Origin of the sequence: Acinetobacter bouvetii DSM 14964 = CIP 107468, from assembly GCF_000368865.1 — a bacterium.
Classification (GTDB): Bacteria; Pseudomonadota; Gammaproteobacteria; order Pseudomonadales; family Moraxellaceae; genus Acinetobacter; species Acinetobacter bouvetii.
Map to the genome: position 1 here is coordinate 1,182,454 of NZ_KB849727.1, position 13,634 is coordinate 1,196,087.

General features: G+C 48.9%; 11 protein-coding genes. 4 read left to right on the forward strand and 7 right to left on the reverse strand.

Annotated features, from left to right (window positions below; all coding sequences use genetic code 11):
• Window positions 1-52: 52 nt before the first annotated feature.
• From ligA to F941_RS12575, 5 genes are all read right to left on the reverse strand, one after another.
• On the reverse strand, window positions 53-2,077 hold the full coding sequence (gene ligA, locus F941_RS12555; protein WP_005011894.1) for an NAD-dependent DNA ligase LigA: 2,025 nt from the start codon (window positions 2,075-2,077) through the stop codon (window positions 53-55).
• A gap of 92 nt (window positions 2,078-2,169) precedes the next feature.
• Window positions 2,170-3,144 carry a cell division protein ZipA C-terminal FtsZ-binding domain-containing protein gene (locus F941_RS12560; RefSeq protein ID WP_005011895.1) on the reverse strand — a complete coding sequence of 325 codons (975 nt, stop codon included), beginning with the start codon at window positions 3,142-3,144 and terminating at the stop codon, window positions 2,170-2,172.
• 1 nt (window position 3,145) lies between these two features.
• Window positions 3,146-6,598 carry a chromosome segregation protein SMC gene (gene smc, locus F941_RS12565; protein WP_005011896.1) on the reverse strand — a complete coding sequence of 1,151 codons (3,453 nt, stop codon included), beginning with the start codon at window positions 6,596-6,598 and terminating at the stop codon, window positions 3,146-3,148.
• Window positions 6,599-6,608: 10 nt separating this feature from the next.
• A complete protein-coding gene (locus tag F941_RS12570; RefSeq protein ID WP_005011897.1) occupies window positions 6,609-7,304 on the reverse strand; it encodes a GntR family transcriptional regulator in 696 nt (231 codons plus the stop codon).
• A gap of 146 nt (window positions 7,305-7,450) precedes the next feature.
• A complete protein-coding gene (locus tag F941_RS12575) occupies window positions 7,451-8,260 on the reverse strand; it encodes a sulfite exporter TauE/SafE family protein (protein ID WP_005011898.1) in 810 nt (269 codons plus the stop codon).
• 27 nt (window positions 8,261-8,287) lie between these two features.
• On the opposite strand from F941_RS12575, the gene F941_RS12580 reads away from it, so the two are divergent.
• Together F941_RS12580 and F941_RS12585 are read left to right on the forward strand one after the other, a co-directional pair.
• Complete coding sequence (locus F941_RS12580; protein WP_005011900.1) at window positions 8,288-9,049, forward strand: biotin--[acetyl-CoA-carboxylase] ligase; 762 nt, start codon at window positions 8,288-8,290, stop codon at window positions 9,047-9,049.
• A gap of 15 nt (window positions 9,050-9,064) precedes the next feature.
• A complete protein-coding gene (locus F941_RS12585) occupies window positions 9,065-9,808 on the forward strand; it encodes a type III pantothenate kinase (protein ID WP_005011901.1) in 744 nt (247 codons plus the stop codon).
• Between the two features lie 158 nt (window positions 9,809-9,966).
• Here the strand turns inward: F941_RS12585 and F941_RS12590 are convergent, their stop codons facing one another.
• Both F941_RS12590 and ffh read right to left on the reverse strand, forming a co-directional pair.
• Window positions 9,967-10,551, reverse strand: a complete 585-nt coding sequence (locus tag F941_RS12590; RefSeq protein ID WP_018572652.1) for an RBBP9/YdeN family alpha/beta hydrolase — start codon at window positions 10,549-10,551, stop codon at window positions 9,967-9,969.
• A gap of 187 nt (window positions 10,552-10,738) precedes the next feature.
• A complete protein-coding gene (ffh, locus tag F941_RS12595; protein ID WP_005011903.1) occupies window positions 10,739-12,148 on the reverse strand; it encodes a signal recognition particle protein in 1,410 nt (469 codons plus the stop codon).
• Window positions 12,149-12,285: 137 nt separating this feature from the next.
• Here ffh and F941_RS12600 point away from each other — a divergent pair, with 137 nt between their 5' ends.
• A complete protein-coding gene (locus tag F941_RS12600; protein WP_005011905.1) occupies window positions 12,286-13,095 on the forward strand; it encodes a cytochrome C assembly family protein in 810 nt (269 codons plus the stop codon).
• A 16-nt stretch (window positions 13,096-13,111) separates the two neighbouring features.
• The gene (locus F941_RS12605; protein WP_005011906.1) at window positions 13,112-13,534 is read left to right on the forward strand and encodes an NUDIX domain-containing protein; all 423 of its coding nucleotides are present in this window, start codon (window positions 13,112-13,114) and stop codon (window positions 13,532-13,534) included.
• Window positions 13,535-13,634 lie beyond the last annotated feature (100 nt).

Consider the following 13,634-nt stretch of genomic DNA (forward strand, 5'->3'; position numbering starts at 1 on the left):
AAAAAGCCCAGCGTTTGATTAAACGCTGGGCTTTTCCTTTCAATCAGATCAATTAATACTGCTGCACAAATTCTAAAAATTCAGCTTCCGTCATGACCTGTACACCTAATTTCTCAGCTTTTTCCAGTTTTGAACCCGCTTTTTCGCCTGCGACAACGCATTTGGTTTTGCTGGATACGCTGCCGCTGACCCGCGCGCCTAAAGCCTGCAGCATTTGAGTCGCCTCATCACGGCCCATGGTGCTTAAAGTTCCAGTTATCACCCAGCTTTCGCCATTTAAAGGCTGACGGGTTGGCGCGGCTGGCGCATCCCAATGGATGCCTGCCGCCAGCAGGCGGTCAACCACTTCAAGATTGTGCGGCGCCTGAAAGAAATCTACAATCCATTCTGCGGTGATCTCGCCGACATCAGGGGTTTTCTTCAACGCTTCAATATCCGCATTCCGCAGCGCATCCAAAGTCTGAAACGTATTGGCCAGCATGCGTGCCGTGGTTTCACCTACCCCACGGATGCCTAGGGCATAAATGAAAGCTGCCAGTGTGGTTTTCTTGCTGTTCTCAATCGAATCTATTAAATTCTGAACCGACTTTTCCCCCATCTTTTCAATGGTCAGCAGCTGTTCACGATGTTCGTGCAGGCTGTAAATATCCGCCACATTTTGCAGCAAATCCAAATGCAGCAGCGACTCTACCCAGCGGTCGCCCAAGCCCTCTATATCCAAAGCCTTGCGTGAAACAAAGTGGCGAATCGCCTCAATACGCTGCGCCGCGCAGTACAGGCCGCCTGAACAGCGCGCCAATGCTTCCCCTTCCGGCATCACCACAGGCGATGAACAGACTGGGCAGCATTCAGGCAAATGCACTTCTACAGCATCATTTGGGCGGAATTCAGGCCAAACCTTTTCCACCTTCGGAATCACATCGCCGCTGCGGTATACACTGACCGTATCGCCAATGCGTACATCCAGACGGTGAATTTCACCGATATTGTGCAAGGTTACATTCGAAACAGTTACACCGCCTACGGCAACAGGATTCAAGCGCGCTACCGGGGTTAAGGTGCCTGTACGGCCCACTTGCCAGTCAATATTCTCCACCGTGGTCAAGGCCGCCACAGCAGGAAATTTATAAGCGGTCGCCCAGCGCGGCTCCCGGCTTAAAAAGCCTAAAGTCTGCTGCTGTTTCAGATCATTCACCTTAATCACCATGCCATCTATTTCAACACTGAGATTTGGACGTTCGGCATTGATCTGCTCATAAGCGGCCTGCACATCTTGAATATTGTCACAAATAAAGTGGCGTTCACCGACTGCAAAACCAAACTGGGTCAGCCATTCCAGACTCGCGGACATGGTGCTTTGGCCATGATTCGGCTCACATTGCGCGATGCCGTAGGCATAAAATGCCAAAGGCCGCGAGGCCGCAATTGCAGGATCGAGCTGGCGCAGGCTGCCGGCTGCCGCATTGCGCGGATTGGCAAAGGTTTTTTCGCCCTTGGCTTCATTTTCTGCATTTAACTTTTCAAAGCCCGCTTTGGGCATCAAGACTTCACCGCGCACTTCCAGCAGTTCAGGCACCGCTGTTTTTTCTGAACTTAAGACTTTAGGCAAATTGCGGATGGTTTTCACATTTTGGGTAATATCTTCTCCTGTTTCACCATCGCCGCGCGTTACGCCACGGACTAAAATGCCATGCTCATACCACAGTGAAATCGCCAGGCCGTCAAACTTCAGTTCAACATCATATTCAATTTTCTGATTCGGCAAACGCTCTTCTGCGCGGCGCGCAAAGGCATATAAATCTTCTTCATTGAACACATTGCCTAAAGACAGCATGGGCACCGCATGCGTCACATTGGCAAACTTGGATAACGGCTTTGCGCCTACCGTATTCGTCGGCGTATCAGGCTGCACTAAATCAGGATGCTGCTCTTCCAATGCTTTAAGCTGGTGAAATAACTGGTCATATTCACTGTCAGCAATTGTCGGCTGATCCATCACATAGTAAGCATGATTATGCTTGGCCAGAATTTGAATCAGTTGGCGCATTTGCGCAACAACAGTGTTTTGCTGTGTCATAGTTTCACCATAAAAAAGGGCGGTAAATTCTCCGCCCTCAAAAAATTCTTAATCTGCCGCCATTATAAAAATCAGCAGCGGCAGTTTCAATGCTAAGCTTCCGCCACCGCCTGGCCCGGACGGTAATCGATTGCCTGATGGCGCCAATGTTCACGCAGCTGCGGCGTAAATTCCTGATTGTTCTGATCATACACCGTGCCTTCAATTTCACGGGCAATCAGACGTGAAACACTGTCCATGGTATCAAAGGCAATCTGCACATCGCTGTGCGGCAAGGCTAAAAAGAAAGCCAAGCCCTTCACTTGCTCCGTCGACAGCGTTTCCAAATCAAAACCTGCGGCCGCGCCATCATTGCTGATCTGCAGCACAGAGAACAGCAGCTTGCCGCCATCTTCGCTATAGCGGTGAAAACAGGCCATTTCACCAAAGCGCAGCCCATATTTCAGCAGCACTTTCAGCGCTTTTTCACCCGACAGCGCGCGGCTGTCAGGATAGACATTCAATGCAATATAGGTTTCTGCAGTCGCCAGCGCGCTTTCATCATCCACCAGTTTCTGCTCATAAAGATGCGCATCTAAAATATTGCTTTCATCTTCAAATTCACTGATTTCCGCTTTTTCAATTTGATTCAGGCTTAACTCTGGCGCGGCCTTGTCCAGCGCAGCATCATGGGGCTTTTTGGCGCTTTGCGCGGCAGTCAGAATTGCCTCTGCGGTCTGCGGTACAGGCGCTTCAGCCGGTTTTTCTTCTGATGGCGCAGCAGCCGATTCAGGCTGGGCATCTTCCGTTTTAAGTTCTGAAACTGCTTGCGCAGGCTCCGACGTTTCTGCCTGCTCAGGTTTTGCATCTGCCAAAGTCGGTTCCACGCGCTGCGCTGAGGACGGCTCCGCAGCGCTCAGCTGGCTGCGGACATGCCGCGGGATCACTGGCTGCTGGCTGTCAGGGTCGATATGCAGCTCCGAATCCAGCGACGGCGCCGCATCGGATGGCTTTTTCAAGACCAGCTTAAGGCCAACCAAGATCAAAATGACAGCAGCAACAATCCCAACGATTGTGGTGATTTCCATGTTATGACTCCGCAACTAAACCGTATTCTTTTGCCTGCTCTAAATTCACAGTCACTAATTTTGAAGTTCCCGGTTCCGGCATGGTCACACCGAGCAAGTCAGTCGCCATGGTCATCGCCAGTTTATTATGTGTAATGTAAATGAATTGAACCTGTTCAGAAAGCTCTTTTACCAAATTACAAAAACGTCCTACATTGGCATCGTCTAAAGGCGCATCCACTTCATCCAGCACGCAGAATGGCGCAGGGTTCAGTCTGAAAATCGCAAAAACCAAGGCCAATGCCGTCAGGGCCTTTTCACCGCCAGACAGCAGAGCTAGCGAACTGTTGCGCTTGCCCGGCGGGCGCGCCATGAGTTTTACACCGGACTGCCAGCCGTCTTCAAGGCTTAAACTTGCTTCGCCGCCATTAAAGACTTTCGGAAACAGCTCCTGCAGCTCTTCATTCACCTGATCAAAAGTGGTCATGAACAGCTTGCGGGTTTCCTGATCAATGCTTTTCATGGCGCCTTGCAACTGCTCAACAGTTTTTTCCAAATCTTCGATTTGATGGCTGAGCTCTTCATAGCGTTTTAAAACGTCTTCATATTCAGCAGATGCGGCCAAGTTCACTGCGCCCAATTTATCAAACTGCTGCTGGGCTTTTTCCAGTTTCTGCTGATGTGAAGCAACATCAAGGCTCAAGCCTGTCAGCATCTCACTGTTCAGCTCTTTCAGCTGTTCACTGTAATGCTGCAGGTCTGACTGCGCGGCTTGCCAAGCCAAACGCTTGTGTTCCAGCTCTGACCGCAGCTTTTCATCCTGCTGCTGCTGGCTGTGGCGCTGTTCGGTCAGCTCTTTTTGCTTAGACTGCACATTGTTCAGCTCCAGCTGCCACTCTGCCCATTTCTTTTGCAGCTTTTCAGTGGCTTCTGACTGCGCTGCGTACTGTGACTGCAGGCTTGGCAGTTCCAATTGCGCGGGGTCGACAAATTTCTGCGCCTGCTCCATTTGCGCCGCGATCTGCTGGCGCTGCGCTTTTAAGAACACGGCATCTTTTTCCAGTAGCTCTATTTGCTGCTTAGCCTGCAAGGCCTGACGGCGGATCAGTTCCAGCTCCTGCTGCGCCTTTTGCGTCACTTGCTGCGAATCTTCCAGCTGGCCTGTCAATTCTTCCACTTGAAACTGCTGCGCCTTAAAATTCGGCAGCGCCAATTCCAGCTTCATATTCAAGGCGTGCAGATCAATTTCCAGATCATCTTTCTGCATGGCATCTTCTTCCAGCTGCGCTTCCACTTGCGTCAGCTGATCGGTCAATTGCTGCTTCTGAACAGCAAATGCTTGCGCTGCGCTTTGCACTTTAACCACAGCCACATCCGCCTGCTGCAGTTCTTGCTGCAGTTTTTTCAACTGCCCCTGTTCTGCCTGCAGCGCTTGCTGCAGCTGCTGCGCCTGCTCCTGCAGCACTGGCAAGCCACTTTCCGCCTGCGCAAATACTGGCATTTTTTCCGCCAAGGCCTGCTCAATTTCGTCTAAACGGATGCGGTGGCTTAAGGCGCCTTGGCCCGCTTGGCTGTCTTCATCATAGTGCAGGCCAATCACCCAGTCTGAACCGACCTGATAGCCGTCTAAAGACAAAATAGACTGGCCTGCCTGCAGCTGGCCCTGATAGGCCAAGGCTCCCTGCAAACTCTCTGCAACCGCCACTTGCCGCCATAAAGAGGACTGCGGTGCATCAATCCAGTCCGCCAGGCAAGCCAGTTTTGGCAAGTCAATTCTTGCAGTTTTTGAATCGGTTTTCAGCTGGCGCGCAACGCTGTCCTGAAACTCATCCGCATGCTCCAAGACCTGTGCATGCAGCCATTTGGCCAAATATTTTTCAATCAGCGGCGCATGAGCTTTGCCCTGTGCAGACAGCTGTAGCGCTTGCATTAAGCGCGCAGACTTTACCTGAACTTTTGGACTGGCTTTAATCAGCAATTGATTGAGGTTTTTCTGTTCCGACTGCAGCACCTGAATTTCAGATTTCAGTTCCTGCTTCAGTGATTTCTGCTGCGTCAATTCATCAGTCAGCTGTTCTAACTGCTGCTTCACATCAGCAATCTGCTGTTCTTTATCCGTACAAATCTGCTGCAGCTGTACTTTGAGCTGTTCCAGCTGCTCCAGTTCATCTTGCTGTGCATGATGCTGAATTTGCAGGGACTGCTGTTTTAAAGTGTCCTTTTGCTGTTCTAAACGGCTGATGTTCTTTGTCAGCTGTTCGCCTTGCGCCAGCATCTGCAGTTTTTGCTGCTGCTGTTTTTCCACCTGCGCCTTAGCCTGTTCGTACTGCTGCAGCACCGCAGACTGCTGCGCCTTTAAATTGCTGAAGCCCTGTATCCGCTCTTGGCTTTGGCTTTCCTGCAGCTTCAGCTGTTCGTCGTATTCTTCCTGCTGCGCATGCAAAGTTTCCAGCTGCAAATCAATGAGCTGCAAGCGCTCTTTGCTTTGGAATTTCTGCTGTTCCAGCTGCACCAAGCTTTCAGAGTTTTGTGAATACAGCGCCTGCTTCTGCTCCAGCGTCATTTTCAATTCAGCCAGCTTTTTCTCAGCCTGCTGCCACTCATTCTGCAAAGGCGTCGATTGCTGAATTAAACGCTGAAACAATTCACTGGTGGAGGTTAAATCATGTTCTAAAGTCGTTAATTCAGAGCGCACCAGCTTGAAGCTTTCGCCCAGCGTGTTCAGCTGCACGGTGTATTCCTGCTGCAGGCGGGTGCTTTGCTCGCACTGGAAAGACAGCACTTCAATTTTAATGGTGCGGATCTGTGTTTCCAATTCCTTATACTGCACCGCAGTTTCAGACTGGCGCTTTAAGGTTTTCAGCTGTGATTTCAGCTCAGATGCAATATCTTCTAAGCGCGATAAATTCTGCGTGGTGTGTTCTAAATGCTGTGTGGTTTCACGGCGGCGCGCCTGATAGCGAGACACACCTGCAGCCTCTTCAATAAATACCCGCATTTCTTCAGGTTTGGCATCCACCAAGCGGTTGATCATGCCCTGTTCAATAATCGAATATGAGCGCGGGCCTAAACCAGTGCCCAAGAAAATATCGGTAATATCACGGCGCCGGCATTTGGCGCCATTTAAAAAGTATTCAGATTTGCCGTCTCGGTTGACCTGACGGCGTACCGCCAGTTCGCTGTAAGCATTGTATGCGCCGCCCAGCTTGCCATAGGTATTGTCAAAGCGCAGTTCTACACTGGCCATGCCGACAGGCTTGCGCTTTGCAGTGCCGGTAAAAATCACGTCCTGCATGCTGCCGCCGCGAAGCTGGCGCGCGCTGGATTCGCCCATCACCCAGCGGATGGCGTCAATGACGTTGGATTTTCCGCAGCCATTGGGCCCAACTACAGCGGTGCGGTTATCTTTGAATTGTAAAGTTGTACTGTCGGCAAAAGATTTGAAGCCTGAAAGTTTTAAACTGCTTAAACGCATAGTGTCCTGATTAACGTCGTGAGCGTCTAGCCCACGCGAGTTCAATTTGTTTCATCCGTGTCAGCGATTCCAACACAAGGTTACGCAAGTGTCGACAAAAATCTTCCATAAATAAAGCAGCTTGTTGTGACTTTCTGATTAAAACTGCATCGCTTACCAGCTTAAACAGCTCAGAAGATTCCTGAAGCTCACGGCGCGAGATATTTAAGGTTAAAAAATAGCTGCGGCGCAACGACGGCAGCAGTTCTTGATAATAGCGCATCAAGTACGGATTGCCGACCATTTCATGCTGGCGCGCCATGCTTTGAAAGATTAAATCATAAAATTTTTCGGTATGGCCTTGGCTGGTTTCAATATTTAATTGTTCTAATAGCAGCTGAATGCGCTCGGCTTCATGGCTGCGCCAAGTTTCAGCCATGCGGTGCACAATTTGCCCCAGCAGCAAGGATGCCATATCAAAAAGGGAACGCACTTGCATCGCTGACATTTCAGAAACAATCGCGCCGCGGCGCGGAAAAATTTCAATCAGCTGGGTGCGCTCTAAAATCAGCAATGCCTCGCGCACAGAACCCCGGCTGACGTCCAGCTCTGAAGCAATGCGCAGTTCTTGAATGCGCTCTCCCTCCACCAGTTCGCCGCGAATAATCTGCTCACTGATATGCTTGGCGATTTGTTCTGACAAACTTTCCGCATTATGTGGCTGCATGCTGTTCCCGTCTTGTTTTTATAAAAATGCAAATCTAGATTTCTCCGAATCTGCATTCATTTAAACGGTTTTCCGTCAAATTAAATATGACATTGTCAGACAATCTTATGTCTATAAAGCCAATCCGCAGTTCAGCCTACCGGCTTTTAAAACAGCTGGCTCAGGCCTTGATACATAAAATAGCTGCCTACAGCGGTCAGCAGGCAGGCAAAGCATTTCTTCAGCATCGCTGGAGACAGCATATGCACCACTTTTGCCCCCAGTTTTGCAGTGATGAAACTCATGACGCTGATGCCAATAAAAGCATAAATATGCACATAGCCAATCGTATTCGGCACAGCAACATCGGCCTGTTTGCCAAACCACATAAAGCCCAAAGCGCCGGCAACCGCAATCGGCAAGCCGCACGCTGCAGACGTCGCCACGGCTTTTTGCATGACGACACCGTGACGGTTGAGATACGGTACGGTCAAACTGCCGCCGCCAATGCCAAAAATGGCCGAGGCGATGCCAATCCCTCCGCCGGCAGCCAGCTGCATTGGAGCAGAAGGCATACGGCGCTGCGGGTCTACGGCCACACCCGCGCCTCTGAACATTTTGAATGCCACCCAAATGGCAAAGCAGCCGATCAGCAGCTGCAGGCCTTGCCCTGAAAGGTAGTCTGCAATGCCTGCACCCAGAAATGCGCCCAGCGCCAAACCGGGCGCTAAATTGCGGAACACCTGCCATAGCACTGCGCCTTTTTTATGATGCGCGCTGACCGAACTGATTGAGGTCACAATAATGGTCGCCAAAGACGTGCCCAGCGCCATATGCATAATAATCGACGGATCGTAATGCATTTGGGTAAATACAATATACAGAATCGGGACAATTATTAACCCGCCGCCTACCCCAAATAAGCCCGCAGCAAAACCAGCGATTGCGCCGATCAGCAAATATATGATTAACTCCATCAATTATTCCACAACTCTCAGATTCAAATGGATTTAGAGACTCGATTACTGCAGCAGATGCTGAGCGATGCGCATCAGCTTCCTGAAGTGCTGCTCTTAAAACCCGTGACCGCATCCACCAACGATGATGTGCGGGAAATTGCGCTCAAAGGCGTACAGCAAGTCCTGGTAACCAGTGTTCGGCAAACGCAGGGGCGCGGACAGCGTCAGCGCCAATGGGTGTCGCCGGAAGGCAACATCTATTTAAGCACATTGCTCAATACCCGAACAGCTATTGACGGCCGTTTAGCGCTGGAAATTGCGTTAAATATCCTGCAAATGCCGAGCCTGCAGTATTTAGATTTACAGGTGAAATGGCCAAATGACCTGTACAGCGCAGCTGGGAAATGGGGCGGCATCTTAATTGAGCCATTAAATGCTCATCAGGCAGTGGTCGGTGTTGGACTGAATGTGCTGCCTTTGCCTAAAGAAGGGATAGATCAGGCCGTAACCTCGCTGACAGAACTGGGCTTGACTCGATTTGACCGCATTAAATTGACTGCAGAACTGTATCTGGCGATTCAGCAGGCCGGTGAATGGTTCAATCATGACAGCTGCAATTTGGCGGCCCGCTTCAATCATTATGCGGCCTTTAAAGATCAAGCGGTCGAAATTGAACATTTGCAGGGCATCAGCCAAGGCATCTTTTTGGGTATCCGCAGCGACGGCGCTATAGAAATCCGCAATGAAAACGGCATTGAACACTTTTTTCAAGGCCGCTTGCGCAGAATCGGCGCATTGGATCAGTGATTTAGAGATTCTGACATGAAGAATTTATGGCTTGATATTGGCAACACCCGCCTGAAATACTGGATTACCGAAAATGGGCAAATCATTGAACAGGCGGCGGAACTGCATTTGCAGTCCCCTGCTGAGCTGCTGCTGGGTTTAATTCAGCATTTTAAAAGCCTTGATTTGCAGCGTGTTGGTGTTTCCTCGGTGCAGGACAAAAAAAACAACGACCGCATTCAGAAAATTCTCAAGTTTTTGCAGATTCCAATTGTCTTTGCCAAAGTGCATGCAGAATTTTCCGGCCTGCGCTGCGCGTATGAAGACACCGCTAAATTCGGCATAGACCGCTGGCTGCAAATGCTGGCAGTGGTGCATGATCCGCAGCAGAAATACTGTGTGATCAGCTGCGGAACAGCTTTAACCATTGACCTGACCAATGGCTTTGAGCATTTAGGCGGCTATATTCTGCCGAATTTGTATCTGCAGCGGGATTCCCTCATCCAAAATACCAAAGGCATTAAAATTCCAGATGCATCTTTTGACGAACTCAGCCCAGGGCGCAACACCATTGATGCGGTGCATCACGGCATCTTGCTCAGCCTGCTCAGCACCATTGAAAAAGTCATGGATAAATACCCCAGCAAACTGATTTTAACCGGCGGCGATGCGCCACTATTTGCTCAATATCTGCAGCGCTACCAGCCTGAAATTGAAACAGATCTGCTGCTGAAAGGCTTGCAGGTTTATATGCAGGCTTTATCGGCCTCTAAAAACTAAATCTTTTGCCTTTTGCAGAATAATGCATTCCCGCATTTTTCTGTATTCAGCCAACCGCGTACCCTTCGAGTCAGGAAAAGATTGACCAAGGCCTGCTGTTAAGCCTTGGCGCATTTTTCTAATCTTCTATTCAGCGGCAGCATGGCCAAAGACCCGTTTCAAGATGACAATAAGGGCTTTATCAGCTCCCAAATTTCATGAAACTCGCTATAGCCGTCTTTACGCATAAAATGCCCTGCTTTTTTCACCTCAAAACATTGCGCGTTCAGCAAGTTGCTTAACTGCAGCGTCAATGGCGGCGGGACAATCGGGTCATTGGAAGACAATAAGCAGAAGGCCAAAGGCATAGAGGTCTGCAGTTTGACACTGTCTAATTTTGCTGCCGCAATAAATTCATTTAATTCAGGTATCGCCGCTAAAGGCGCAGCAAACCCTGAAACAAAAATACCAGCCTGAATATTTTTTGCAGCCGTCTGAAAATGCTGAGTCAAATAATGCAGCACAGCCGCACATCCTAGACTATGCGCAACAATAATGGTGTCTTCATTCAAATGCGGGATTTGCAGTGCGAGAGACTGCTGCCAGGCGTCAAAATCAGGCTGGCTGGATTCCGGCAGCATCACCCGCTTGGAAAAATGGCCGGCAGCATGCACTTTCCGGCTCAGCCACGGAAACCAATGGTCATTCGGAGAAGCTTGGTAACCGTGCACAATATAGACTTTTTTTTGTTTCATATTATTCATGTTCGCGTTTTTCTTATGTATTACTGGCTGCCTCTTAAAATAGCATGAGACCAGATGCATGAATATGACCTGTTTTTATATGCTTAATGGGCAAATCTATCCATATTTTGTGCATTTTCCATAAAAATCAACATAGGCATTAATAAAAAAAGGCGTATAAAACGCCTTTTTTTCACTTACCGCATCATCATTTATTTTGGTCTTTGCCGCCGAATAGCGGCCCCATGCCGCCGCCGCCGCCAAACTGCTTCTGCATATTGCCCAATGATTTCATCATTTTTGCCATACCTGACGGATTGGCAAATTTCTTCATCATTTTCGCCATCTGCGCATGCTGCTTAATCAGCTTATTCACTTCCACCACATCCATACCGCAGCCCGCTGCAATGCGCTTTTTACGGCTTGGGTTCATCAGGTCTGGGTTACGGCGTTCTTTGATGGTCATCGACTGAATAATCGCTTCCATCTTTTTCACTTGCTTTTCAGGATTCGCTTGCGCCAGCGCATCTTGAATCCCGGCATTGCTCATGCCAGGCAGCTTATCCAGGAAGCCCCTCATGCCGCCCATTTTATTCATTTGCTCAAACTGCATCAGCATATCTTCAAAGTTGAAGCTGCCGCCTTTTTGCAGTTTTTTCGCCATTTTTTCGGCTTTTTCTTTGTCGATTTTGCGTTCAACTTCTTCGACCAAAGACAGCACGTCACCCATGCCCAAGATGCGCTGCGCAACGCGTTCCGGATGGAATGGCTCTAAGGCATCCAGCTTTTCGCCCATACCCAGGAATTTAATTGGCTTGCCTGTGATTGCGCGTACTGAAAGCGCCGCGCCGCCGCGCGCATCACCGTCAGTTTTAGTTAGGATCACACCGGTAAGCGGCAATGCATCATTAAAGGCTTTGGCTGTATTGGCAGCATCCTGACCGGTCATGGCATCGACAACGAATAAAGTTTCAGTTGGCTTAATGGCCGCATGAAGCTCTTTAATTTCGTCCATCATTTCATCATCGACATGCAGGCGGCCTGCGGTATCGACAATCAGGACATCAGCAAATTGAATTTTCGCTTGTTCAATGGCACGGTTGGCAATCGTAATCGGCTTTTCATCAGCACTTGATTCAAAGAAAATCGCGCCAACTTCGCCAGCAACAGTCTGCAGCTGCTTAATCGCTGCTGGACGGTATACGTCGGCAGAAACCATCGCGACTTTTTTCTTTTGACGTTCTTGAAGGAAACGCGCAAGTTTTGCCGCAGTGGTGGTTTTACCCGCACCCTGCAGACCGGCAAGCAAAATAACCACCGGCGGTTTGGCGGCAAGGTCAAGGCTTTCATTGGCCTCGCCCATCATTTTGGTCAGTTCGTCATGGACAATTTTGACAAACGCCTGGCCTGGCGATAACTGAGTCATCACTTCCTGACCCAATGCTTCTTCCTTAACTTTCGCGATAAACTCACGAGTTACAGGCAACGCCACATCGGCTTCAAGAAGCGCCATACGCACTTCACGCAACGTATCTTTAATATTGTCTTCGGTTAGCTGCCCAGAGCCAGTAACATTTCTTAAACTCTGCGTGAGTCGTTCTGTTAAGGTATCAAACATTGCAAAATCCGCTTAAAATGGTTGTTGCAAAAAAATCTTTCTTAAAATAGAAAATTTATGCATAGAATGCTATAGGATACTGTAGTTCGCATCGAATTTACATCTCTGAATTTTCATCATCCTGAAAAAGGTTTGACATGATTAGCCTGCCCTTGGTTTACACAATTTTAGCATTAATCGCATACACCACGTCTTTTTGGTATTTGTTTATGCATTTGATGTCTAAGCGTGTTCCCAATCACTGGTTTGTCGGTGTAATTTTAAGCTTAGGGCTGCTGCTGCACGCAGGCGTGCTGTATAACGATATGCTGACACCTGCAGGCGTGAACTATAATGTATTTAACATTATGTCCTTCACGTCCGCCCTGATGCTGCTTCTCAGCATCTTATTCAGCACCTACCGGCCAGTCTTGCCGCTGGCTTTAATCGGCATTCCTGTGGCGGCCACAGGACTGATCCTCGGCTTCGCATTCAGCAAACACGATTTATTCATTTCACAGAATTCATTCGGCCTCGACCTGCACATTATTCTGTCTTTATCCGCCTATGCTATTTTGCTGATGGCCACGATTCACGCCGTGCTGCTGTGGTTCCAAGACCGTGAATTGAAAAACAAGCAAAAGCGCCGTGTTTGGGTCAACTTGCTGCCCCCCTTCCAAGCCATGGAGTCACTGCTGTTTGATATGCTGATTGCCGGTTTTGCGCTGCTGACTTTAGCCTTAGGCTTTGGCTTCTTTACCATTGACAATTTCTTTGGGCAGCATTTGGCGCATAAAACAGCGTTCAGCATTGTGTCCTGGTTTGTATACGGCGCCTTGCTGATTGGACATTATAAATTTGGCTGGCGCGGTCAAAAGGCCATCCGCTTTACCATTATTGGATTCTTTTTATTGGCTGTCGGATTTATTGGTTCTAAATTTGTATTGGAAATGATTTTAAACCGCTAAATACAAAGGTGCGTCTATGGAAAAAGTCTGCCCGTTTATTCTGCGAAAAAATACAGAATTTCAAACCGAGCTGTTGGTTTTTCAGCATCCGCTGTCTGGCATTCAGCTGGTCAAAGGCACGCTGGAAGAAAATGAGCCGGTTATTGATGCGGCCATTCGCGAGCTTTTTGAAGAGTCCGGCATTATAAGAACGGCTGATCATTGCACCTATATCGGCCAGAAACCGATTGCGTCTATGTCATGGCATTTTATTGCGGTTGATATTCAGGATCTGAGCTTAGCGGAACAATGGCAATATCAAACTTTGGATGATTATGGCCATGTCTTCAGCTTTTTCTGGATGGCTGCGCCGTATTTGCTGGACATGGATGCCAGCCAAATGCATCCTAAATACCTCGATGCAATCCGCTATATTTTGCGCAGCCAATCCAAACCCTAGGCTCAAGCAGACCGAATGAATTTAGGCTCCTGCTCATTTCCCAGATTGCAAACATCACAGCATTAACCGCCTTAGCCTGAAAAATACCGCAGCTACAGCG

Coding starts and splice junctions, on each gene's coding strand:
- F941_RS12580 (WP_005011900.1), top strand. CDS start 8,288: ATGGATTTAGAGACTCGATTACTGCAGCAGATGCTGAGCGATGCGCAT.
- F941_RS12600 (WP_005011905.1), top strand. CDS start 12,286: ATGATTAGCCTGCCCTTGGTTTACACAATTTTAGCATTAATCGCATAC.
- F941_RS12585 (WP_005011901.1), top strand. CDS start 9,065: ATGAAGAATTTATGGCTTGATATTGGCAACACCCGCCTGAAATACTGG.
- ffh (WP_005011903.1), bottom strand. CDS start 12,148: ATGTTTGATACCTTAACAGAACGACTCACGCAGAGTTTAAGAAATGTT.
- F941_RS12590 (WP_018572652.1), bottom strand. CDS start 10,551: ATGAATAATATGAAACAAAAAAAAGTCTATATTGTGCACGGTTACCAA.
- F941_RS12560 (WP_005011895.1), bottom strand. CDS start 3,144: ATGGAAATCACCACAATCGTTGGGATTGTTGCTGCTGTCATTTTGATC.
- F941_RS12575 (WP_005011898.1), bottom strand. CDS start 8,260: ATGGAGTTAATCATATATTTGCTGATCGGCGCAATCGCTGGTTTTGCT.
- F941_RS12570 (WP_005011897.1), bottom strand. CDS start 7,304: ATGCAGCCACATAATGCGGAAAGTTTGTCAGAACAAATCGCCAAGCAT.
- smc (WP_005011896.1), bottom strand. CDS start 6,598: ATGCGTTTAAGCAGTTTAAAACTTTCAGGCTTCAAATCTTTTGCCGAC.
- ligA (WP_005011894.1), bottom strand. CDS start 2,077: ATGACACAGCAAAACACTGTTGTTGCGCAAATGCGCCAACTGATTCAA.
- F941_RS12605 (WP_005011906.1), top strand. CDS start 13,112: ATGGAAAAAGTCTGCCCGTTTATTCTGCGAAAAAATACAGAATTTCAA.